At 57.5% G+C, this 22,744-nt stretch carries 15 protein-coding genes; 3 read left to right on the top strand and 12 right to left on the bottom strand.

The genetic code is table 11. The features are described from left to right. Positions 1–4: 4 nt before the first annotated feature. The 8 genes from NQ519_RS03905 to NQ519_RS03870 form a co-directional block, all read right to left on the bottom strand. Positions 5–1,177: an alpha amylase family protein gene (locus tag NQ519_RS03905; RefSeq protein WP_019149382.1), complete on the bottom strand. Its 1,173-nt coding sequence runs from the start codon at positions 1,175–1,177 to the stop codon at positions 5–7. Between the two features lie 221 nt (positions 1,178–1,398). Further along, a complete protein-coding gene (locus NQ519_RS03900) occupies positions 1,399–2,757 on the bottom strand; it encodes a DUF5018 domain-containing protein (RefSeq protein ID WP_019149383.1) in 1,359 nt (452 codons plus the stop codon). A 43-nt stretch (positions 2,758–2,800) separates the two neighbouring features. Beyond that, positions 2,801–3,184 (bottom strand): hypothetical protein, encoded by a 384-nt coding sequence (locus NQ519_RS03895; protein WP_227901029.1) that lies wholly within the window; start codon positions 3,182–3,184, stop codon positions 2,801–2,803. 26 nt (positions 3,185–3,210) lie between these two features. Further along, positions 3,211–4,866, bottom strand: a complete 1,656-nt coding sequence (locus tag NQ519_RS03890) for a RagB/SusD family nutrient uptake outer membrane protein (RefSeq protein WP_015547683.1) — start codon at positions 4,864–4,866, stop codon at positions 3,211–3,213. 20 nt (positions 4,867–4,886) lie between these two features. Further along, positions 4,887–8,018, bottom strand: a complete 3,132-nt coding sequence (locus tag NQ519_RS03885) for a SusC/RagA family TonB-linked outer membrane protein (RefSeq protein ID WP_052308416.1) — start codon at positions 8,016–8,018, stop codon at positions 4,887–4,889. 116 nt (positions 8,019–8,134) lie between these two features. Further along, entirely contained in the window at positions 8,135–9,301 is a 1,167-nt protein-coding gene (locus tag NQ519_RS03880; protein WP_015547684.1) for a n-acyl-d-glucosamine 2-epimerase, read from the bottom strand. A gap of 10 nt (positions 9,302–9,311) precedes the next feature. Next, positions 9,312–10,388, bottom strand: a complete 1,077-nt coding sequence (locus NQ519_RS03875) for a DUF4434 domain-containing protein (RefSeq protein ID WP_019149386.1) — start codon at positions 10,386–10,388, stop codon at positions 9,312–9,314. Next, positions 10,385–11,323 carry a DUF4434 domain-containing protein gene (locus NQ519_RS03870; RefSeq protein WP_019149387.1) on the bottom strand — a complete coding sequence of 313 codons (939 nt, stop codon included), beginning with the start codon at positions 11,321–11,323 and terminating at the stop codon, positions 10,385–10,387. The genes NQ519_RS03875 and NQ519_RS03870 overlap by 4 nt, the downstream gene beginning before the upstream one ends. 325 nt (positions 11,324–11,648) lie before the next feature. Between NQ519_RS03870 and NQ519_RS03865 the strand changes: the two genes are divergently transcribed. Continuing rightward, on the top strand, positions 11,649–12,854 hold the full coding sequence (locus NQ519_RS03865; protein WP_015547687.1) for an ROK family transcriptional regulator: 1,206 nt from the start codon (positions 11,649–11,651) through the stop codon (positions 12,852–12,854). A 77-nt stretch (positions 12,855–12,931) separates the two neighbouring features. Here the strand turns inward: NQ519_RS03865 and NQ519_RS03860 are convergent, their stop codons facing one another. After that, entirely contained in the window at positions 12,932–15,073 is a 2,142-nt protein-coding gene (locus NQ519_RS03860; protein ID WP_015547688.1) for an alpha-N-acetylglucosaminidase, read from the bottom strand. A 208-nt stretch (positions 15,074–15,281) separates the two neighbouring features. On the opposite strand from NQ519_RS03860, the gene NQ519_RS03855 reads away from it, so the two are divergent. Beyond that, on the top strand, positions 15,282–16,343 hold the full coding sequence (locus NQ519_RS03855) for a phosphodiester glycosidase family protein (protein WP_229092093.1): 1,062 nt from the start codon (positions 15,282–15,284) through the stop codon (positions 16,341–16,343). 174 nt (positions 16,344–16,517) lie between these two features. Continuing rightward, the gene (locus NQ519_RS03850; RefSeq protein WP_044118563.1) at positions 16,518–17,441 is read left to right on the top strand and encodes an IS982 family transposase; all 924 of its coding nucleotides are present in this window, start codon (positions 16,518–16,520) and stop codon (positions 17,439–17,441) included. An 802-nt stretch (positions 17,442–18,243) separates the two neighbouring features. Here the strand turns inward: NQ519_RS03850 and NQ519_RS03845 are convergent. From NQ519_RS03845 to NQ519_RS03835, 3 genes are all read right to left on the bottom strand, one after another. Further along, positions 18,244–18,606, bottom strand: coding sequence for a DUF3127 domain-containing protein (locus NQ519_RS03845; protein ID WP_019149388.1), 363 nt, complete (start codon positions 18,604–18,606; stop codon positions 18,244–18,246). 456 nt (positions 18,607–19,062) lie between these two features. After that, entirely contained in the window at positions 19,063–19,245 is a 183-nt protein-coding gene (gene tatA, locus NQ519_RS03840; RefSeq protein ID WP_019149389.1) for a twin-arginine translocase TatA/TatE family subunit, read from the bottom strand. Between the two features lie 109 nt (positions 19,246–19,354). Continuing rightward, the gene (locus tag NQ519_RS03835; protein WP_019149390.1) at positions 19,355–22,732 is read right to left on the bottom strand and encodes a 3-keto-disaccharide hydrolase; all 3,378 of its coding nucleotides are present in this window, start codon (positions 22,730–22,732) and stop codon (positions 19,355–19,357) included. Between the last annotated feature and the right edge of the window lie 12 nt (positions 22,733–22,744).

Genomic DNA, 22,744 nt, shown 5'->3' with positions numbered 1-22,744 from the left:
CTTGTCATTTTTGAGTTTTCTGTTCTTTTTCAGCCCGGTCGATACCACGTTTGATGTCATCCCATAGATCGTTTTCGATGACCTGAATGATGTCGAAGACCATCACTCCGTCCGTGCGCGAAAGACACAGGTATACGGCGTCTTCGAACTGATCGACATGGTTCTGGGCGTAGAGCGAACCGTAGACCGCACAGTCGCCGTCGACATCCTTCAGCGAGCGGGCGAGACCGTATTCGATCGATTCGGGGTCATCCATGCCCCATACCTTTTCGAGGTAGGTTCCCGTGATGAAGACATCGAGCAGATCGGCGAATCCGGTGCGGTTGTAGGTCGGCGTGGCCCAATCGTCGAGATAGGCTTCGTGGAAGCGCGAACGCGGGCTGGCCCAGTTCTGGCCCTGTGTGTAGATGGCGTGCAGCCACGAGGCGGCCCAATACTCCAGTTTCACGCCGGGCTGGGTCCGTTCGATAAGCGTGCGCACTTCGGCGATGAAGTCGCGGATGACGCCCGAGCGGAACTCCCACCACTGTTTATAGTAGGGGCCAGCCACGCGGGCTCCGTTGGCGTCGTAGGTGAATATATCCTCCGGGAAACGGTCGATGCCGTGTCCGAGGTAGGTTTCGAACGCTTCGCGCGAAGCGGGCGAGAAATCGCTCTCAGCATCGGGGAAGCGGCAATAGTCGAGGGCATAGCCGTCGAACTTGTATTTTGTGAGCAGTTCGTGTGCGAAACGCAGCACGTACTCCTGATTTTCGGGCAGTACGGGATTGAGGAACGCCGCGACTTTCGTCGGGTCGTCCTTGATGTCTTTCCTCCCTTCGGGCGTGTATTCGACACAGGTTCGGCCCGCCAGTTCCGGGTCGGAGTAGGCCGCTCCCTGGCGGAACGTGGTGAATCCCGCAGGGAAAATCATCGTCGAGACGGTCACTTTTAGTTCCCTTTTACGCGCTTCGTCGAGGAAGCATTGCAGGTAGTCCCAATCGCGGCGGACGGTGTCCGGACCAACGACGGTGAGCGGTTCCAGCATATCGCTTTCGTAGAGCACGGTGCCCGAAATGGGGCGCACGTCCACGACGATGTGGTTGAATCCGCACTCGACGGTGCGGTCCAAATAGTAGCGGATCGAATCCTGCGAAGCGAAGCGCTTGAAATTGGCCTCTGCGTCGAACCAGAGCATTTTGGGTTTTCCACCGTCGGCGGCGCGAAGCGTCCGGGCGGAGTTTCCGCCACAGGATATCGATGTCGCTGCAACGAAGAGGATGACTGTAAAAAAGGTGCTTATTTTCATGGGTCGTGTTAAAAGAACCACATTCCTCCGGCCCGAGAACGGGCCCGGACCGGGAAGAATGCGGATTGATACGGTTTCGTCAAGACCTGTCGTGACAGGTGTAAGGTTTGTTAATCGTAAGTGATCTCCAGTTTCCAGCTCTTGACTGCGTGCCCGGGAACCAGTACGTATACGTAACCGCAGTTTTCCTTTTCGTTATACACGAATGTTCCGACGGGGCAGTAGGGGTTGGCGTCCGAGATCGCGTAATTGAGCGTCGCCTCGGCGGGGTTGAGCAGGAATTCGCCGTTCGAGTCCACGATCGAGACGTAGGTGCAGGGCCAGCCGGTGGTGAAGACGGCGGCATAAGCCTTTTCGTTGAACATGAAAGCGCGGATCGAACCTTTGGTGTAGTTACCCCAGTTGTTCGGACCGTTGGGCGCTGCTCCCGGAATCTGCTTCAGATTGAGCGAGGATGTGCCGTCCCAGCCTTCCCAGGTCAATACGTTGTGACCGCCGGCCACGGCATCCCACATGAACCAGGTGCCCGAAACCTCTCCCGAGCAGGCCGAAACCATCTGGCTCCACGAGCCGTCGTTCGAGGGCTGTCCGGTAAGCAGGTTGTAGTAGTCGCCACGCACGCCGTCGGCGAAACCCCAGCAGAAACTCGGGCCAGTGGCTACGCGTGCGCCCAATGCCGTAATGAGCGCTTTGCCTTCGACGAGGTTGCCGCCCACGGAGAGGAACGCTGCGATGGCGCTGTCCGACGGACCGAGGATCGTTTCGGCGGGCTGGTCGCATCCGTTCTTCCAGCAGGCGTACGTAACAGGAGCCGATCCACTCGTGCCGTCAGCGGTCAGTGAAGCGATCAGATGTCCTGCCTCGTCGTTAGCCAGCGAGGTGACCTGCAATCCGTCGTAACCGGTCATGTTCAGATTGCCTGCGGCAGCGAGCGTCTTGCCGTCGAATACCTTGGTGCCGATGACGATCTTGTCGCCGCTGACGCCGATTTGCAGGTATTTCGTGTGATCGGTGATGTCCATCTGAGTGGCCGTTTTCTCTGCCAGAGCACCGATCTTGGTATAGGAAACGACAACTTTTTCAACGGGCTTTGTTGTATAAATGCGGGTGGTCTTGCCGTCGGCTCCCGTCACCGTGAATGAAATCGGCTGCGTATAGTCGGCCGCCACGGAGGGATCGGGCGTGATGGTTGCGCCTTCGGAGAGTTTCACCGTGGCGGTGGCCGTCTTCATGGCTTCCAGCTGCGGCGTGGTATAGGCAAGGTCGATCGATTTGTCGTAGTCGTAGACATCGCCTGAAAGCGTTTCCCCTTCGGGGAGATTCAGAACGAAAGATTCGATACGGCATTTTTCGCCGCGGTCGATCTGCGGGCCGGGTTTGCTGATTTCCGGATCGTCGTCCGTACAGGCTGCAAACGACAGCGCGAGACCTGCCAGGGTGGCGTAAGCGAATAAATTGAACTTTTTCATATTGGTCGAGTTAATTTTAGATTTATTCATTCGTTGTAATTCGTTATCTGCGCGTGTAGAAAGCCCACAGCGTATAGGTTCGCGATCCATTGTCGCCTGCCCGAACCTTGATCTCCATCGGATCGGAGAGGTCTTTCAATCCCGACAGTGACGGATAGATATAGGTGTCATAAGCCACGTTTGCGCGTACCATCAGCTTTTTCACGTCGTATTTTTCACGAAGTTGTTTGGGAATGGGGAAGAAAATCTCGCCCGTCGTTTCGTCGATGATTCCTGCGATACCGGCTCCGCCTTCGGCGGGCTGGATTTCGATGGAATTAATCGTACTGTCCGTGTGGATGAATTCGTCTTCCGCTTCGGCGCATGATGTCGCAAGCGATGCGAATGCCGCTACGGCCAGTACTGCAAGATATTTACGGAGTTTCATAGTCGTTCTGTTTTTGCGGTTAATCATTAGATCCATCCGTCGTTGTTCGTACAGAGCGAATTGTTCGAACGCTCCGAAAGCGGAATGGCGAATCGGTAATAACGGTCGTAGAAGATGCGCTTGTGTCCGCCGTCGGCATCGACCTGCTCGTAGGTAAATGAACCGTCGGACTGTTTGGAGATCTTAACGCCGTGCACGTTCTGCCCGTCGATGACTTTTTCGGCCAGCCGCCAGCGGCGCAGGTCCCAGTAGCGGAAACCTTCGCCGGCCAACTCCACCTTGCGTTCGTGACGCACGTATTCCAGGAAGGTCTCCTTGTCGGCGGTGGCACGCGCGGGCAGTCCGACGCGGGCGCGGACATCGTTGAGCGCCTGCAGCGCTTCGGCGCTGTTCTTGTTCCAGTTCTCCATGGCAAGTGCCTCAGCCTTGTTCAGGAGGACCTCGGCATAGCGCAGTACGATCCAGTCCTGTCCCGAGCCGCTCGTGACCCACGTCTTGTCTCCGTCTATGAGGTATTTGCGCAGGTAATAACCCGTTACGGTCGTTCCGGCGGCTCCGGCGTTTTCATAGGCCTTGTATCCGTCCTTGCCGCCAACGAAGCTTTCGATCTTCCGCCCCATCCAATCGGCTCCGTTATAGAGAATCGTGGCGTAGAAGCGCGGTTCACGGTTCGCATAGGGATCCTTACCGTGTTTCTCCCAGGAGAAATTGCCGCCGTCGCCTGCCATTTCATAGCTGTCGACCAATTCGCTGGTGGGAACGAATCCCGAATAAACCTGCTTGCCTAACTCCTTTGTATCGCCCGAGGGCCGCACGTAGGCGTCGTAGGCATGGTCGATCACGCTGGATTTGAATTCTACGGCAAAGAGTACTTCGGGACTGTTGATGCCGAGTTCGAAGATTTTGGCATAGCCGTTCTTCGACAGGTCCAGATTACCCTCTGCCGTGGCGCAATCGCGTGCGGCCTGTGCGGCGACATCCCATTTTTCAGCGTAGAGCGCTACGCGGCTCAACAGACCGTATGCGGCTTTTTGAGTGGCGCGGCCCGAGTTGTCGCTGTCCCATTTCAAGGGCAGGTCGGGAGCCAGTTCCTTCAGTTCGTTAATGATGAAGCCCCAGCACTCTTCCTCCGTCGAACGGGCTTTGTCGTTCTGCTCAGGGCCGTCGACTTCGGTGCGAAGAATCACCCCGCCGTAAACCCGGCACAGCATGAAATAGGCGTAGGCACGGCAGAAACGCACTTCGGCGATACGAATCTTGAGCCAGTCCTCACCGAATTTGCGGCCGAATTCGGCCGCGTCGCGCAGGAATTCGTTTTCGCGGCGGATGCGGTCATAATGACTCGACCAGCACTCGAACGCACCGGCGGAGTTGCTGTTGAAAGCCGTTTCCTGGAGGAGCGTGGCGTTGAAGTTGTGGTTGTACTGATTCCAGGAGGTGCTTTTCAGGATGTCGGAATAGGCATCCGATAATCGGGGCGACGCATAGGCATCGCCGCCGCGCATCTCGGTGTTTGCCCCGAAGATGGAGTAGAGTCCGATGACGTATTTATCAGCTGTAGTGGTGGTGGACCAGACGGTCGCCGGCGAAAACCGGTCCGCCGGATTCAGGTCCAGCACGTCGGAACAGGAGGTGCCCAATACGACGGCCGCCAGACCGAGTATGAATATGATCTTTTTCATAGGTTCAGTTGCTTTAGCGGTTAGAAGGATAAATTGACTCCGATACTGTAGGTCCGCTGTTGCGGGTAGTAACCGTTGTTGACCGACGGCATTTCGGGGTCCACGTATTTGAATGCACTGAAAGTCAGCAGATTGGTTCCTGCCACGTAGATATTTACCCGGCCGATACCGGTATTTTTCAGAATGTGTTCGGGGAGCGAGTAGCCGATCTGGAGGTTCTTCAGACGAAGATATGCCCCGTTTTTCACCCACCAGGACGAAGGCCATGCGTTGTTGCCGTTGGCTACGGTGCTCAGACGCGGATAGTCGGCATTGCGGTTGTCTTCACGCCAGGCGCTCTCCACGAGATAATAGGGTGCGTTGCCGTTGCCGTAGAAAGGACGGGTGTACATCGTGTTGTCGAAAACGCCCGAATAGTATGCCGCGCTGAGCTGATAATCGCAGATGGCTACACCCTGCCAGAGGGCTGTAAGATAGAGGTTTTTCCATGCCACCTCCATATTGAGCGAGAAGTTCATCTCGGGGGTATAGCCGCGGCCGATTTTGATGAAGTCCTGCGACTGCTCGATCTTGCCGTCGCCGTTGACGTCGGCATACATCAGGTCACCCAGACGCTTCTCTCCCGAAGGAGCCGTCGGCGAATTGGCGATCTGCTCTTCGGTCTGATAGAGTCCGATCGCCTTGTACCCGTAGAGCGTACCCATCGGTTTGCCCAGGATGGCACGGTACATCGGATGGTTGTCGGAAATTTGTTTGGCGAGAACCCGGTTGCGGGCCCACGAGAGACTACCCGTCAGCGAATACCGCCAACCGCTGGCAAAGTGATTGTTGTGTTTTAGCACCAGCTCGAAGCCGCGGTTATCTACCTTGCCGGAGTTTTTGTATGACGGTACGTTGCCTCCCAGGGAGGGTGCGTAGGAACCGCCGACCTGTTCGAGGATATTGTCGGTAACCTTGTAGAACCAATCGAATTCGATGCCCAGTTTTCCGCCCCAAGCGTTCAGGTCCAGGCCCACGTTGAAACTGCGCGAACGCGACCAGGTAAGGTCCTTGTAGACATAGTTGCTGGTGTAATAGGTCGTCTGACCCTTGCCGCCTATGATATAGCTGTAGGAGGGTGCGGTCGATCTGTAGGATTGCACATAGAGATAAGGGCTCGTATCGTCCATACCCAGTTCGCCGTAAGAGGCGCGCAGCTTGAAGAAGTCGATTTTCGGGAGTGCCTGCTTGAAGAACTTCTCTTCGGACATGACCCAGCCGACGGCTGCGGACGGGAAGAATCCCCAGCGGTTTTCGGGGGCGAACTTGTAGGAACCGTCCGCGCGGAATGTAAATTCGACCAGATATTTCTTGTCAAATGCATAGTTGAAACGGCCGGCGTAGCTGGCGATACTCGTTTCGCTGAACGAACCGGTTACGGGGGTTGTGATGCCTTCCCACGTGGTGCCGATCGAAAGATCGACCGGATAGGAGGCGAAATACCCCGCCTTATAGCCGGTCATTGTGTCCGAGTAGGCTTTTTTCTGCTCGTAGAAGAACAGGCCGCCTACGCTGTGACGCCCGAATTCGCGGTTGTAGGTCAGCGTCGGGCGAACGGTGAATCCGTCTCCGAACGACGACGATTTGTTGAAGCTGCTGTTGACATTGACTCCCGATGCATTCACGACTGTGGAATTCATCGTCGTGGGCGAGAATGACATCAGCTGGTACGATTGCAGCATATTGCGGTTGCCCGTATTCGAATAGTCGTATGCAACGTGTACGGCGGCCTTGAGTCCTTCAAGCGCCTTGATGCTGCCGAAATCGTATTCCAATTTGGCGTTTCCCTCGAACTGCCAGCGCTTCGTATCCTGAAAACCGCTCTTGTTGACCGCGGCAATGGGCTGCTGCGTGTATACGCCGCTCATATAACCTTGCGGCAGGTCATTATAGGTCGGAGCGATGATCGGCAACGAGAAGAGCGCCTGCGAGATGGGGTTGAACTCACCCTGCGTGCCAAGAGAGTATCCGGGTGCGTGGGTGTCTTCGCGGAATGCGGCGATATTGACGTTCAGATTGAAATTCTTGGCGATCTTCGTGTCGATGTTGGCGCGCACGTTGAAACGCTGGTAAGAGGTATTGGGCAGGATACCGTCCTGATTCATCATACCGATGCTCGTATAGTATTTTACGCGGTCGGTACCTCCCGTAGCGGAGATGTTGTGCTGGTGTGTGAAACCGTAGTTCTTGAAGAGCAGATCCATCCAGTCCGTTTCACCGTATATCCCTTTTTCCTTCATACCGGCGATCACCTCATCCGTCCACAGCGGATTCAATCCGTCCATCTCGCGAGCCTTGTTGTGCCAGCCGATGTAGTCCTGGGCGTTAAGCATCTCGGGCATGGCGACATTGGTGGTGAAAGTCGCCGAGCCGTCGTATGAAATGGTAGCAGCGCCCTTCGAGCCGGTTTTGGTGGTGATCAGAATAACGCCGTTGGCTCCGCGTACGCCGTAGATGGCCGAGGTGGCGGCATCCTTGAGGATGGAGATCGATTCGATGTCGTTGGGGTTGACCGTATTAATCATACGCTCCACCCCGTCGACGATGCAAAGCGGGCTGGAATTGTTGAACGAGGAGACTCCACGGACGAAGATCGTGGTGCCGTCGCTGCCGGGCTGTCCCGAACGCTGAATACTCGTCACTCCCGGCAATTTGCCGGTCATCATGTTCGATACGTTGGTCATCGGGGCCTTCAGCAACTCCTTGCTGGAGACCTGGGACACGGAGCCTACGAGAAACTGTCGTTTCTGTGTGCCGTATCCCACTACGACCACTTCATCCACCAGCGTGGCGTCCTCTTCCAGTTGGACGTTCAGGGTTTTGCGGCCGCGGACGGCCACTTCTGCAGTTTTGTAACCGAGGAAACTGAAGACCAGCACATCGTCGGAGGACAAGACCTCGATAGCATACTGTCCCTGTGCATCGGTGGTAGTTCCCCGGGTGTTGTCACCTTTTACGATGACCGTAGCACCCGAAATTTCCCCCCCCCTTGCGTCGGTCACTCTTCCGGAGACTGAAAGTCCTTGCGCCTCAGCCACATTGGTGCCTGTGATCGCCATGGAGACCACGGCTAATACGCTGCTCAATAGGCAGCGAATGCCTGAAGGTTTCATTTTGTAAACGTTTCTCATAAAATTAGGGTTGCAATAGGTTTAGATTTTTGTGACGGGAGACGTGCTCCGCTCGAAATGGTTGATTAAGGCATTTTTCGCATAGTTTTATGTTTGGGTTATTGGCACTCGTCGAGTATTTTCCAGCACTGGTACAGACCGCGAGGTACATGGAAACAGCCTTTCCATTTGCCGCCCTTGAGCGGGAGCAGCACCTCGCCGCGGCGGTTCAGATAGCCGAACCATTCGGGGTATTCGGGGTCCTTGAAATGCGACCAGGTGTAGTCGTGCAGCCGGAGGAACCAGTCGAGACACGCCTGCGAACCGGTGAGGCGGTATCCCTTGATCATCGCGATCATCGCTTCGATATGCACCCACCACAGTTTCTGGTCCCATTCGAGCTGCTGCTGCGGGTGTCCGAGCCGGTCCATGAAATAGAACAGGCCGCCGTACTCCTTGTCCCAGCCATATTCAGCCGTGTCGAGCGCGATCTTTACGGCCTTGTCGATCAGCGCCCGGTCGTTGAGCCGCACGCCGAGGTTCATGATGAACCACATAGCTTCGAGCGTGTGGCCGGGATTGATCTGCCGGCCTTCGAACGAGTCGGAGAGCTCGCCGTCCGCTGCGACGTTCTCGACGATCAGCCCCAGCTCCCCGCGGTAGAAGACCTCCATGACCTGGTGGATGCAATCCCGGATCGTCGCGTCGAGCAGCGCGGGGTCGATCATCTGCTCCGCTTCGAGCGCCATGTTGCAGAGGATCATCGGCAGGGCGAAATCCTTCAGGTCGCGCGTGCCCGGGACGGTCTTGCACCACGGTCCCTTGGGGTTGTCGCGTTTTTCGAGAATCCGCGCGAAGGTGCGCTTGGCGATTTCGGCATATTGGTCGCTGCCCGTGGCGAGAGCCGCCTGCGCGAAGGCCATCGTGGCGAACGTGTAGGAAAAGATGTTGTAGGGAGCCACGAGCGGCCGGCCTTCGCGCGTGAGCGAGAAGTACCAGTTGTAATTGCCGTCGTGGCCGTGTTTACGGAGGAACTCCGCCCCCTGTACGGCGCATTCGAGCCATTCGGGACGCTTCTCGACCTGGTTGTAGAGCATCGAAAACAGCCACACCTGCCGTCCCTGCAGCCAGACGAATTTGTCGGTGTCGTAGACGTCGCCCCCGCGGTCGAGGCAGGTGAAGTAGCCGCCGTATCGTTCGTCCTGCGAGTGGGTGAGCCAGAACGGAACCACGTTTTCGAGCAGTTCGTCCCGGTTCAGACACGCCAGTTGTTTGAAATCGATCATGGGAGGTTCTTTATTTTTTGTGTTGGAGATAGTTCATGTATTCCATATAGCGGTTGTAGAGGTGTCCCGCTTGGGTGTAGGACGAATTGGGGCTCATGAAGTGCGAGAATTCGAACGTGATGACATTCTGCATCCCGGCGCGCCGTGCGGCGTCGAGCTTGAAGAGGAGTTTCTCCCATTTGATCGGCAGGAAACGGATGGGCATGTCGCGGTCGAACGATTCGACGTTGGTCCAGCACTCCATGCCGTAGCGTTCGGCCAGCTCGCGGTTGACCACCAGGTAGTCGTAGAGTTCGTCGTAATCGACCTGTCCGTCCTGGAAAGCGAGGATGTCCACGGCTCCGGCGATGTCGCTCAGAATCGCGTCCCACTCGCGGCGGTGCTCCTCGACGGTGATCGCCTTGTCGCCGGCCATCACCTGATCGGTCTTGACGCCGTGGATGTAGGGCGAGATCATCGTCTTCAGCCCGCCCGATATCTCCTTGGCGTGCCGGCCCATCGCGGCGTATATCTTCGATACGTTGCGGGTGCGGCGGCTGATCTCCTGCGAGAGGTACCAGCCCCGGAACGATTTGTGGTGGCCGTATTTGGCCCACACCTCGTCGATGAGCTGCATGTTCAGTTCGATCTCCTTCTCATACTCTCCCACGTGCCAGTGGTAGCACGAGTCGTAGGTCCCGAACCAGAAATCCATTCCGTACTTGTCGGACAGCGCGAGGAACATCTCCACCAGATCCACGGGCGGATACTTGACCTTTCCGGTCCGGAGCAGGCAATCGAACGGCGCCGCGATCCAGCTGCCGAGCCCGGCGCGGATCAGCACGACGGTGTTGATTCCCATCTGCTTCATGGCCTTGAAGTCGGCGTCCCACTCCTTCACGCCCCAGTTCTGATGGGGAATGTCCCAGCTCACCTCGTCGAGGAACGTGGCGCGGATGGGGAGGGCTTCGAGGATCTTTTCGGTGCGGAAATCCGCATCCGTGAATTCGCGCGTCTTCTTCGGACCTTTGCCGCGCGATGCGGCGGGCAGGCAGACAAGTATCGTCAGTGCGGCGCCGAGCAGGCCGCGGAACAGCGTTTTTTTCATTTCTTCGAAGTATTTAAGTATTCGAGGTATCGGTCGTAGAGGTGCCCCGCCTGCAGGTAGGCCGACTGCGGGGACATGAAATGCGAGAATTCGAAGGTGATGGCCTGATCGATACCCGCCTCCTCGGCCATCCGCAACTTCAGACGCAGCTTCTCCCACTTGATCGGCAGGAACTTGATCGGCATGTCGCGGTCGAAGGTCTCGGTGTTGGTCCAGCACTCCAGGCCGTAGCGGTCGGCCAGCCGCTTGTTGATGCGGAGGAATTCCGGAAGCTCGTCGTATTCGACGTGCCCGTCCTGAAAGGCCACGATGTCCACCGCGCCCTGAATCCCCCGGAAAATGGCGTCCCACTCCGCCTCGTGGCTCTCGGCCGTGACGCCGCCCGTGCGCGTGGTCCGGTCGGTGTACTGGCTGATGTTCTTGCTGCCGTCGATGTAGGGGGAAATCAGCGTCGGCAGTCCGCCCGAGACGGCTTTGCAGTGACGGCCCAGCCGGGCGTAGAGGTCGATGATTTTGCCCGTGTTGCGGCTGCACTCCTGCGAGATGTACCATCCGCCAAAAGCGGCGTGATGCCCGTAACGGGCCCACACCTCGTCGATCAGGCGGCAGTTGAGCTCCACCTCGTGCAGATAATCCCCGGATGCCCAGTATTTGCCCGAGTCGTAGAGCCCGAACCAGAATTTCATGCCCCACTTTTCGCTCAGGTGCAGGAACATCCCGACCAGGTCCGCGGGCGGTTCGTAACAGCGTTCCTCCGAGGTGAGCACCTGCGAGGAGAAGGTCTGCCAGCGGCGGTAGCCGCAGCGGATGAGTATCACGTGCTCGATACCGGCCCGGTGCATGTGTCCGAAATCGGCGTCCCACTCCTTTTCGCCCCAGTTCTGGTGGGGAATGTCGTGGCTGATTTCGTCCAGAAAGGTTCCTTTGATCTGCATGGCGGTTTGGTTATAATAAAGGTGGCGTTAAATCACGAGCAAATGTAATAATAAAAATTATTATCACAAGCGGTTTTGGTGATAAAATTTATTCAACAGCGGTTTTGTCACAAATATGTTTATTTTGCAGGTGGAGCTCGTTCGCAGGAAGGGCGGCGGCCGATCGGGGTACGATCGTAAAATTTCTGCGAATGAACGGTCCGCATGGCGACATTCGTTATAAATTCGCGGCTCGGGGCGCATTTTCCGCAGAATGTTTGCCCGACTCGCTATTTATTTTTATCTTTACCCAATCGTAAAGACGTAAATCAAACACCCCGACGAAATGACCAATTCGTTCCTCAAACTGGCCACGGAAGGCAACAAGGCCGCTATTCTCAAACAGCAGATTATCTGTCAGTACATTCTCGGCGGCGATTCGAGCATCACCGATCTGAGCAAGGCCGTGAATCTGAGCGTGCCGACCGTGACCAAACTCATCGGGGAGCTGATCGACGAGGGCTTCGTGCACAATTTCGGCGAGCAGGGGACGGCCGGCGGACGACGGCCGAATATCTACGGCCTGAATCCCTATGCCGGGTATTTCGTCGGCGTCGATCTGCGCAAGGATTCGGTCATGATGGCCGCCATCAATTTCAAGGGACAGCTGATCGATGAAACGACGGTCGATTTTCTGATGGACAACGATCCCCGTTCGCTGGACCGTCTTTGCGACGTGATTCAGAATTTCATCCGTGCGCGCAAGATCGCCCGCGACAAGGTGCTGGCCGTCGGGGTGAATATTTCGGGCCGCGTCAATTCGCAGACCGGATACAGTTACAGCTATTTCTTCGTCGAGGAACAGCCGCTGACGATGCTGCTCGAAGAGCGTCTCGGCACGACGGTCTACATCGAGAACGACACCCGTGCCGCCACTTACGGCGAATATATGTACGGCGACGCCCACTCCGAGAAGACGATGCTCTACATTAACGCCAGCTGGGGACTGGGGTTGGGGATGATCATCGACGGCAAGATATTTTACGGCAAGTCGGGCTTTTCGGGCGAATTCGGCCATTTTCCGCTGCTCGACAACGAGATCATCTGCCGCTGCGGCAAACGCGGCTGTCTTGAGACGGGGGCTTCCGGTTCGGCCATGCACCGGATTTTTCTGGAGAAACTCAAGGAGGGACGCGTGTCGATGCTTTCCGAGAAATACAAAAAAGGCGAGGAGATCACGCTGAATGATATTCTGGCCGCGCTGCTGAAGGAGGATGTGCTGGCCATCGAGATTCTGGAGTCGGTGGGGCACACGCTCGGCAAGGCCATCGCGGGGCTTATCAACATGTTCAATCCGGAGGTGATCGTTATCGGCGGTACGCTTTCGGTGGCCAAGGAGTACCTGATGCTGCCCGTGCGCAACGCCATCAACAAATACTCGCTGATGCTGGTCAACAAGGATACGCAGATACGCCTCTCGACCCTGGGCGAACGCGCTGGAGTGATGGGCGCCTGCATACTGGCGCGCAGCAAGTCGCTGGGGCTGTTCTGAGAAGCGGCCCTCTGCGAACGGAAAACTCCCGGACTGTACGATAAAGTCCGGGGTTTTATATAAATAGGTACGACGCCCTACCGCTCGGCGTCGAACAGCGGTTTGTATTTCGAGGCCAGTTCGCGCGCCGTCCGCACGGCGTCTCCCGCTTCGGGGAAAGTAAGCGGGTGGGAGGCGTCGGCCCATCGGCATTCGAAGTCGCGGATTTCGCGGTCGAAAGCCTCATGATCGAACATCCGGCCCGTGCGGGCCGCCTCCATCACGCGTTCGATGAAGAGCCGCCAGCGGGGAGCGTAGTAGGTCGAAATCATTCCGGACCATGTGCGGCTGGCGTAATCGGTAAGGTGGTAACTGTCGCCCCAAACCGAGATGAGCATGCGGGCGTTGGTTTCGTAGTAATCTTTCGAAGCGTTGTCGCTGCCGAAGCCGCGCGCCGCGGCGATCCACCGCTCGAGCGAAAACTCGGGGTGGCAGGCCGTGAGCAGGTTGATGTCCGCAAGCAATCCGGTCATGCGTCGGGCGGCGGCGTCCATCGCCTTCCGATCGTGCTGCGCATAGGCCGCGGCGAAACGGTCGCGTTCTATCAGGAAGTAGTCGCCCAGCACCTGCCGGCCGATGTTCACTACGTCGAAACGGTAGGTGTCGCGTTCGCTGTCCACAGCGAGCAGCTCTTCCCAAACCCGCCACAAGGTCGGGAAACGGTAGCCCGTCGTGGGCTTGGTGGTCCAGTGCCAGTTACCCTCCAGCGCGGGATGCGCATTGGTCAGCGGAGACTGTCCGGTCTGCGCGGGCAGCGTGTAGACGCTGTCGCAGAGCGTCCGCCAGCCGGTGCGGGCCGCGGGGTCGCGGAATCCCGTGCGGCGGTCGGCCAGGCGTGCGATCCACTCGTCGTCCGCAATGCCCGTGTTCCACGCTTTGTCCAGCACGAATTCGTACATGAACTGGTTAACGCCGAAGCCTTCGAGCGTCGAGCCCACGCCGCGCAGGTTGTCGCCGCCATGGGCGAAAGCGTCCTCCATGCGGGCACTCACGGTATGGAAATTGCCCGATAGCATCGTGTTGCCCCCGAAATTGCCGAGGTAGCACCACAAGTAAGGCTGGCCGTGGAATTTTTCGGTCTGCTTCCAGATCTCTGTGAATTCGCAGAAGTAATCCAGCATCAGCAGCCGGTCCTGCGGCACGGCGCCGAGGAAGGCGCGGATGTTCTCCGCGGTCCAGTGCGTCGGATCGGCATAGAAGAGCCAACCCATCTGGAGCCACACCGCCTCGGGATCGACCTCCGCCATCGACTCGTAGATGTGGCGCGACATTCCGGCGAGCGTTTCAGGATCCCACGTCGGGGCGTCGATCTCGTTGAACGGATCGGCGCCGTAGATATGGCCCGTGCCGAACAGACGGGTCTGTTCGGTGAGGAACTCCCGCTGGATGACCGCGAAAAGCGGGTCCATCGGGTCGAGGAAACTGCACCGGTATCGATCGTCGAAGCCGCCCCAGTAGCTCACGCGTGTGATCCGGGCATCGGGATGGAGTCTTTTGAGCTCCTGCGGAACGTGTCCCGCGAAGGCCGGCAGCACGGGTTTCATCCCCAGTTCGCGTTCGCGCGCCAGAATACGCTGCTGCAACGCCAGCTGGCCGTCGATCCACTCCTCGGGCAGCGGACCCTGCCAGCGGTCGATGTTCGACATGCGGTGCCAGGGCAGGTGGGCCGGACCGGTGAAGTAGGCGCGGACCTCTTCGTCCGAAAGTCCGAGCCGGGTCCATACCCGCTGCCAGACGGCTTCCTGCCCCGTGATGGCCAGCGGCATGGTTACGCCCTGAAGCGCCATCCAGTCGATGAAGCGTTCCCATTCGGTCCATCCCCACCACGGCATGGTGTACCCGAACGTGCAGTAATTGAGGAAGAAACGCTCCCGTGCGCGGGATTCGACGCGGACTTTTTCGTCGATCCGCGGTAGCACGGCAGGCATCTCCACGGGATTGCAGGCATGCCACGAGACGGTCGTCAGGCAGTAATTCTTCAGGTAATGGTTCAGTCCCACGGCAATCGAGGCGGAGCTGTTGCCGCGCACGACGATCTTTGAGCCGCGGGATTCCAGTTCGAAACACTCGGTCGTATCGGTAAGACGCTCGAAGCGGAACTGTTTTTCGTGCTCGGGAATGATCCGCCGGGCCAGTGCGCGGACGGCGGCATCGTCCTCAGAGCGGCAGCCAGCGGCCATGCAGAGCAGCGCCGTAAGGCAGGCAATAAATCTCGGTATTTTCATATCGGGCAGGGTTTGGGTGAGCGATCGATTGCTTTGATGGCAAAATTAATAAAATTATTCAAAACATCATACAAAGTAAAAATATTTACGCTGAAGAGTTTTATGTTACCGTAAATTAATTATCTTTGCTTCCATGAAATGAATAAACATTTGTATGATGCACATGAAAAATCTCGGTTATATGCTGTTGGTAGCCCTTCTGTTGTGCTGCACCTGCGTACAATGCAGCGAGAAGGAGCACCAGACTCCTCCGGCTCTCTCTGAAGGGGACGATCCGGGCGGCGACGGCGGCGAAGAAAATCCGGAAGGTCTGCCCGGTTATCCGAAGGGTCTTACGGTCGATGAGTTTACGCAGGAACTTGCGAACGGCTCGAAGTGCCTGGGCTTCTACGCCATCGTCGATTTCAAGGCGAATCCGAACCTGCGGTTCCGTCCGCAGTTCTCCGCAGCGAAGAAGCCGACGGCCTATTTCTCGGCATTCGCCGAATCGGGAGACGGTACGCCGTATTTGGCCGTCAACGGGGGGTTCTTCGGCGGTACGACTTCGGTTAGCCTGCTCATCGACCGGGGTGTGGTCCGATCGCTCGCCGTGCAGGAGGATTGGATATGGTCCACAAATCCTTACACGCATTTCTTCCCCGTGCGGGCCGCTTTGGGGCAGCTGCGCGACGGAAGTTTCGAGGCGGCCTGGGTCTATTGCGTGGCCGACGACGACAACTGTCCCTATGCTTTCCCGTCCGCGCTCGGCAACAACGAGAAGACCATGACGTTCATGCCGGCGCCACCGACCTCGCACACGGCGGGCGGACGCCGCTGGCAGCCCTACAACGCCATCGGCGGCGGCCCGATGCTGGTCCACGGGGGCCGGAACGTGGCCGAGGAGAACTACTGGAAAGAGATTTTCGACTGCGGAGGTCTGCAGGGGCTTGCGCGGCATCCCCGGACGGCCATCGGCGCCACGGAGGACGGGAAACTGGTCATCGTGGTCTGCGACGGACGCAACAAGCGGGGCAGCGCCGGTATGACACTGCCCGAACTGGCCGACAAAATGATCTCGCTGGGATGTGTCGAAGCGATCAATCTCGACGGCGGCGGCTCCTCGACCTTCGTGGGCCGGGAGGGACGGGTGCTCAACATGCCCAGCGACACGCCCGGTACGACTGCGCAGGACGTCGCGCTACGGGAGCGAAGCGTTCCCACGGCGGTAATAATCGCCGAGCAGTGACGCGAAACCCAATACTTTACGGGCGGCAGGCATTCTGCCGCCCGTTTTTGTGGTGCGCATTCATTCACTTTTGCCCGAAATTTGTCAAAAAAAGGATTAATTAACATCTTTTGACACGGCTTTCAGATAATCTTTTATACTCGTTGGTTGAATTAAATTTCCCAATATTTATAAATGAAAAAGTTGCACAAATTGCAGATTATTAGCAAATTAGTGGTAATCACACCGTTAACTACTATTGCTCTGCTTATGCGCAACTTCATAGCAAATTTCGTTAGAATTCTCGGAATCTGCAAGGATTTCGCTGGGAATCGTGTAAATGAACTTGGAAACGTACCCCGTTGTGGCGTTGTTCCGAAGTTTTCCGACCTCGAAGTCGTCGCTCTCGGCATAACCGCCGAGGCTTTCGGATTCGATAGCGAAAATCTTCTTTTTCATCGTCTGCGACATGAGTGCAAGGACGATTTGCCAAACCAGATCAGCCGCCGGCAGTTCAATGTCCGTCGTAAGCTGACGGCCAGACTTGCCGAGGAAATCCGCAAGGAGGTTGCTGTCGCCATTGACGGATCTGAGGACGTGTTCTGCATTGATTCCAAGCCGGTAAAGGTCTGCCAGAACGCAAGGGCGAAACGTTGTGTCATGGGCCGAGACAACGCGGAGGCCGCTCCGGATTGGGGATACTGCGCCTCGCAAGGTCTGCACTATTACGGTTATAAACTCCATGCTGTGTGCGGGATACGAGGTGTGATACATTCCTATGACATGACTGCGGCAAGCGTACATGACATCCATTACCTCAATGATGTGCGTTGGGAATATCATGACTGTATGATGCTTGGAGACAAAGGTTATCTCAGTGCCGAGGTTCAGAAAAACCTCTTTGAGACAGCTAATATAACTCTTGAAGTCCCGTATCGGCTGAATCAGAAAAACTGGCGTCCGCCATCCCGGACATACAAGAGATTCCGCAAGCGTATAGAAACAATATTCTCCCAACTCAACGACAATCTCATGATGATACGAAACTATGCAAAGCAATCCTGCGGTCTCTTTACCCGTATGGCAGGCAAAATCGCAGCTATGACGTTTATGCAATAGGGCAATTTCGTTAATCTTCGTCCGATTGGGCTGATAAAATATTCACTAATCTAATTCAACCAACAGGTTTATAATTATAGAATAATCAAAGACCACTCATCCTAAGCAAGTATATATACCGGATGCTGGATCTTAGAAGGAGTTGCGTTTCCAGATTCTAAACAGCAGAAACAGCTTCACGCAAAAATTGATGAGCTGAGAAAACTTATTATAGATACTGACAATGAATCTGTTCATCGATTTTTTTTATAAAAAGACCGTCATTAAATACACGGCCAATATCTATCAGGAAGATTCCCAGACATATCCTTCAAGAAAACAAGATACGTCTGAACTCTTTTTTCTTGGAACAGGAATCTGTACAGGAGAAAGGAACTCAGTTTATATTCAAATATGCATTCTAAAGTGGTAATAGTAATCATAAAACATATAACAAAAATCACAAATACGGAGGTTCGATTTTGGACAATACACTTCAGAAATTGTAAAAGAAACAGGTTGCATCTAACAACTCTTGACTATTTGCCAATTCCAAAAAAATCGTATCTTGCAGTAGGTTATTTGAAATACGGTATTTGGGCGCAAAAAGCTGAAAACAAACCGTTACCTTTTCGTTACCTATTATCTTATATTAAAAATGTAACGACCCGATAATCGAATCGTTACATCGTTATAATCCCACGCTATTTCAGGGTCCGGGATTTTTCTATGGATATAAAAAAGGCTTCTTAAGTCTTGGTGCAGAACTGGATATGATCGTTATGAGGTTCCATCGCGCCTGAAAGAGGCTGCTAAGCCTCCTTTAGAAGGGGAGGTCGTCAACCTGTGCGGGCGAGGATGCGTAGGATGGCTCCTCGACGATGGGCGGCATGTCGGGCATCGGAGCGCTTGCCGTCTCCTGCTTGGGTTGCAGACGCCATGCGCGGATGTCGGTGTACCAGCGACCGTTGTACTCCCGCGACTCGATGTTGACCGAGACGTTGTAGGTCGCCCCCTCTTTCAGCCGGGCTACGTCTTCGGGCTTGTTGAAGAACGTCACGCAGATCTTGCGGGTGAACGAACCCTCGTTCATCTCGAAAACCACGTCCTGACGCTGCCATTCGCCGCGCGCCGACGTTCCTTTCGTCACGGGCATTATTTTGTAAACGGTTCCTTCGAATTCCATACTGTATAAATGATATAGTTGTTTGTTTTCCGCAAAGGTAGTGATTTTTTCGGGATTTCGAGAGCCTGTGAAGCGCTTTTGTTTTGCAAACTGTGCGGTTATCGTACCTCCGGCGAGACAGTCTTTCCGAAGAGTCGGCTGCGCTCGGCCTCGAAACAGATGCGGTGACTTTCGACCGAATCGGCGATGGCCGTGTGGAACCGGTGCTCCCGTCGGTTGAGCGTTTCGACGAAATCCTCGATCAGCCGGAGGTCGGCTCCGGTGTGGAAGGGCTTTCCGAGAAGTCCCGAAAAGTTGTATGCCTGCTCTTCGCCGCCTCGGAATTTGCGGATGCGGAGCGTTCGTCGTCGTCGATCTCGCCGTGCGACATTCGGATGTGGGTTTCGCGCTGGTCGCCCAGCGTGAAGGCGTCTATCGAGAGGGAGATCGTGATGTCGTTTTCGCGGCAGCCGGATTTTATTTGTCCTGCTTTTTCGCGGATTGTTTCCTGTTGTCCTCGTCGGCGGCGTTTCTGAACTCTTTGATGCCGCGGCCCATTCCGCGCATCAGTTCGGGAATTTTCTTTCCTCCGAACAGCAGGAGCACGATCAGCAGGATGATGACGATCTCCATGTAGCCGATAAAGCAGGGTATGATCATATTTTAGTCTTTTGGTTCCTCGAAATATAGCGTAATTTATGGATTCCTGCCGCTAGGCCGGGAAAACCCGCCGGTTGGCGGCGGGTTTTCTTTCGGGCGGTCGGTCGTGCTACTTCGTCTTGACGGGGGCAGGCAGATCCCTGACCTTCGAGGCGGGCAGTTCCTTGATTCGTATGTTGCGGAACTTGATGCCGGGGCCGTGTCCGAGCAGTCCGATGTGTCCCGAGGCGTTGAACAACCCCGGGTGGTTGCGGTGATCGACCGTGTAGGGGTTCTTCTTGCCGCCGTCGGGCGCCACGTTGTGTCCCTGGCAGGCTTCGCGGATGTCGCCGTCGAGGATCACCTCGCCGTTGACCGTCACCGTGATCCGGTCGCCCACGGCGCGGATCTCCTCGACGTTCCAGGTGCCCAGCGGCGGGAATTTCACCCGTTTGGCCGGGATGATGCCGTAGACCGATCCGTGCTGCTGGTATTCGCGCAGATTCTTGTAGATCGGGGCGTCGTGGTCGAGAATCTGGATCTCCATGCCGTGATAGGCGGCGTCCACGCCCATCGGGGTGCGGATGCCGATGCCGTTGTTGACCCCTTCCTGCACGAACTGGAACTCGAAGCGCAGGATGAAGTCGGCGTGCTCCTTCTTGGTGTAGAGGTTTCCGCTGCCGCCGTACTGCGCCGTGACGTAGATCGTGCCGTCGAGGGGAACGTAGTTGGTGATGTTTCCGGTCCATTTGTGCATCGAGGTTCCGTCGAAGAGCACTTCGAAGCCTTCTGCGGCCTCCTCGGGCGAGAGCTCGAAACGCGGCGTCGGGGGCAGCTCGCGGACGTACATTTCGCGGAAGCTGACGGGAGCCGTGCCTCCGACGAGCAGGATTTGACCCTCGGTGTAGGCGGGGATTTCACGGTTGCAGGTGTTTTCGAGAATGACGTTGTTGCATGTCGTGATGCCGTTCAGCACCACCGTCACGCGGTCGTTCACCACCCGGACCTCCATCGTGTTCCACTCTCCGGGGCGGTTGGCGGCCGCAGGAGCCGTGTTTTCGTGGAGCATGTTGCCCGTCAGCGCTCCGGCGTTCCGGCCTCCGAGGGCGATTTGCGGGATCGAGCGGATGCCGAGACCCGCCTCGCCGTCGGTTTTCCATTCGACGATCAGACTGAAATTTTCGTACTCCTTCGCCGACCCGAGCGTCGGGGCTCCCGTCGCTCCCGTGAGCACGCCGTCTGCGGCGTTCCATGTTCCGGCCGCCGCTGCGTCGGCTTCCTGCTGCGCCTTGGCCAGCGCTTTGGGCTTCATCGCCCGGCGGGCGTCGGGATCGCCGGCCACGGCCTTCCACGTTTCCGGGGCGAGGGATGCCGGAACGAACCCTTCGGCGGGGAGTTTCGCCAGCAGACCTTTGATCTCATCGACGGCGTAACCCGCATCGGCGTCGGATTTGGCCAGTTCGGCGTAGACCTCCTGTGCCTTTTTCAGAGCCGAGGCGACGATCTCTCCGCCCATGTCGGGGTTCTTCGCCGCCGCGGTCTTCACCGCCAGCGCCGCCGTTTCGGCCGTCGCGGGGTTATCCAGATATTTCACGGCGAGCACCAGCACCGGGAATTCCGGGGTTTTGGCGAGCGCCTTGAGCAGTTTGTTCTGCACCTTGGCCGAGGGGTTCAGTTCGAGGGCGCGGCGGTAGAGCTGGTATTTGCGGACGCCCGTGTCGGCGGATGCCGTCACGAACTCCGTGTATCGGGCCAGCGCCGCGTCGGTCCACGCGGGATTCCGGCGGGCGAGGTCGTACAATACATCCACCATTGCGGGATTTTCGACCGTCAGCAGGGCCGCGAAGGCGGCTTCGCGATCGTCGGCAGCCAGCAGGGCGTCGATCGCCTCTTTGCTGGCGGCTTGCGCCAGCAGGGGGTAATAGCGGGCTTTCGCGGGGGCGGAGGCGATCCGGGCCATCGTTTTTTCGTATTGGGCGGCGGGCGTCTCCCGGGCCAGCGCATTTTTCAAGCCGGCTTGCAGGGCCTTCACGTCGGCCTCCTGCGCCTTGTCCAGCAGGTCGCACAGACGTTCGAAATCTTTCGGTGAGGCGACGCCTGCCAATGCGTCGTATGCGGCGGCCCGCACGGCGGCATCGGGGGATTCCAGCAGGGCGAAGACCTTGTCTGCGGCGGTCGTTATGCGGCGCATCGCCACGAGTTTCAGGGCGTTGGCCTGTGTCCGCGGCGTGCCGTCGAGGGCGGCTGCGAAAGCGGCGTTGGGCTTGCCGTTGAAAGCTGCGAGAGCGGCCGACGCCTCCCGGGCGTGCGGTCCGTCGAGCTGGGCGACGAGGGCGTCGAGGGCCTCTTGCCCGCCGATCCGGCCGGCGGCGCGGATGGCCGCGCGGGCGAGTTCCGGATCGGACGACGCGATGGCGGCGATGACCGTCCCGGCCTGCGAGACGGCGTGTCGGGCTCCGAGCCAACTGATAACGTCGGTTTTCGCCGTGTTGTTCTTCAGCGACGGCAGTTTTTTGGCGATCGCGGCGTAGAGGTCGTCGTCGGCGAACTCCGCGGCGCAGTCGAGCGCAGCGCAGCGATAGTTCCGGTCGGTGTCTTTCAAGGTGGCAAGCACCTCCTGCGTCCGCTTTTTGGCATCCGCACGCAGGGCGATTTCCAGTCCCGCGATCCGTATGTTCTGCGGCATGCCGGCTTTCCGCAGGGCTTTGGCCGCAGCGAGAGCCTTGGCGTTCCCCTCGGCGGCGAGGCGTGCGAGCAGACTTACGTAGGCGCCTGCGGCATCGCTTTCCGTGAACGTGTATCCGGCGGCCTTGGCTGCCGCGGCGAGGGCTGCGAGCGACGCTTCGCCGCCGCATCTCGCCAGCGCGTTGTAAACGGCCTCCTTCGTCGCGTCGTCGGCCGCGGGGTCTGCGGCCCATTTCAGCAGCGCGGGTTCGGCGGCCGCAAGGCGTTTCTCCGCGGCGGCATAGGCCAGCAGGGCTTGCGGGGCCGGGCTTTGCTCGATCAGAGCGAGTATCGCCCCGTCGGTTCCGGGCGTGGAGATCAGTCCGCGCACGGCGTAGTCCGCGAGGTATTTGTCCGAGGCGTATTTCACGAATACGGGGGCTTCGGCGGCCGTCGCGCAGAGTTGCAGTTGCGAGAGCAGGAATGCCTGATTGGGCTTGTCTGTACAGGCTTCCACGGCCGCGACGAGTCCTGCGCGGACCTCGCGGGCGAGTTCCGCGCGGTCTGCGGCGGTCGCGTAGCTCACCACGCCGTTGATGGCGTACTCCACGGCGGCATTTTTGCCCTCGGCGGCGGGGACGAGCATCCCGGCCATCATCCGGATTCCTTCGGCTCCGGTCGCGGCCAGCTCCTGCATGACGGCGTCGAACGCCTTGGGGTTCTGCGCCGGAAGCTGGTTCAGTCCGTCCGCCACGATCGTCGCGGCGGTGCGCTGGCGTGCGTCCTGCGCCCCGGCGGCGAACGGCACGAGGGTCAGCAGGAGTATTGCAAGTATCTTTTTCATCGTTATCTCAGG

Origin of the sequence: Alistipes senegalensis JC50, assembly GCF_025145645.1 — a bacterium.
In the GTDB taxonomy this organism is placed as follows: Bacteria; Bacteroidota; Bacteroidia; order Bacteroidales; family Rikenellaceae; genus Alistipes; species Alistipes senegalensis.
Note: the sequence above shows the minus strand (reverse complement) of the source record. Positions and strands in the feature narration are given on the sequence as shown.

What these genes read in the sequence shown, in the direction of transcription:
- NQ519_RS03905 (WP_019149382.1), bottom strand. Translation starts at nt 1,177, where the DNA reads ATGCTCTGGTTCGACGCAGAGGCCAATTTCAAGCGCTTCGCTTCGCAG.
- NQ519_RS03900 (WP_019149383.1), bottom strand. Translation starts at nt 2,757, where the DNA reads ATGAAAAAGTTCAATTTATTCGCTTACGCCACCCTGGCAGGTCTCGCG.
- NQ519_RS03895 (WP_227901029.1), bottom strand. Translation starts at nt 3,184, where the DNA reads ATGAAACTCCGTAAATATCTTGCAGTACTGGCCGTAGCGGCATTCGCA.
- NQ519_RS03890 (WP_015547683.1), bottom strand. Translation starts at nt 4,866, where the DNA reads ATGAAAAAGATCATATTCATACTCGGTCTGGCGGCCGTCGTATTGGGC.
- NQ519_RS03885 (WP_052308416.1), bottom strand. Translation starts at nt 8,018, where the DNA reads ATGAAACCTTCAGGCATTCGCTGCCTATTGAGCAGCGTATTAGCCGTG.
- NQ519_RS03880 (WP_015547684.1), bottom strand. Translation starts at nt 9,301, where the DNA reads ATGATCGATTTCAAACAACTGGCGTGTCTGAACCGGGACGAACTGCTC.
- NQ519_RS03875 (WP_019149386.1), bottom strand. Translation starts at nt 10,388, where the DNA reads ATGAAAAAAACGCTGTTCCGCGGCCTGCTCGGCGCCGCACTGACGATA.
- NQ519_RS03870 (WP_019149387.1), bottom strand. Translation starts at nt 11,323, where the DNA reads ATGCAGATCAAAGGAACCTTTCTGGACGAAATCAGCCACGACATTCCC.
- NQ519_RS03865 (WP_015547687.1), top strand. Translation starts at nt 11,649, where the DNA reads ATGACCAATTCGTTCCTCAAACTGGCCACGGAAGGCAACAAGGCCGCT.
- NQ519_RS03860 (WP_015547688.1), bottom strand. Translation starts at nt 15,073, where the DNA reads ATGGCCGCTGGCTGCCGCTCTGAGGACGATGCCGCCGTCCGCGCACTG.
- NQ519_RS03855 (WP_229092093.1), top strand. Translation starts at nt 15,282, where the DNA reads ATGAAAAATCTCGGTTATATGCTGTTGGTAGCCCTTCTGTTGTGCTGC.
- NQ519_RS03850 (WP_044118563.1), top strand. Translation starts at nt 16,518, where the DNA reads ATGAAAAAGTTGCACAAATTGCAGATTATTAGCAAATTAGTGGTAATC.
- NQ519_RS03845 (WP_019149388.1), bottom strand. Translation starts at nt 18,606, where the DNA reads ATGGAATTCGAAGGAACCGTTTACAAAATAATGCCCGTGACGAAAGGA.
- tatA (WP_019149389.1), bottom strand. Translation starts at nt 19,245, where the DNA reads ATGATCATACCCTGCTTTATCGGCTACATGGAGATCGTCATCATCCTG.
- NQ519_RS03835 (WP_019149390.1), bottom strand. Translation starts at nt 22,732, where the DNA reads ATGAAAAAGATACTTGCAATACTCCTGCTGACCCTCGTGCCGTTCGCC.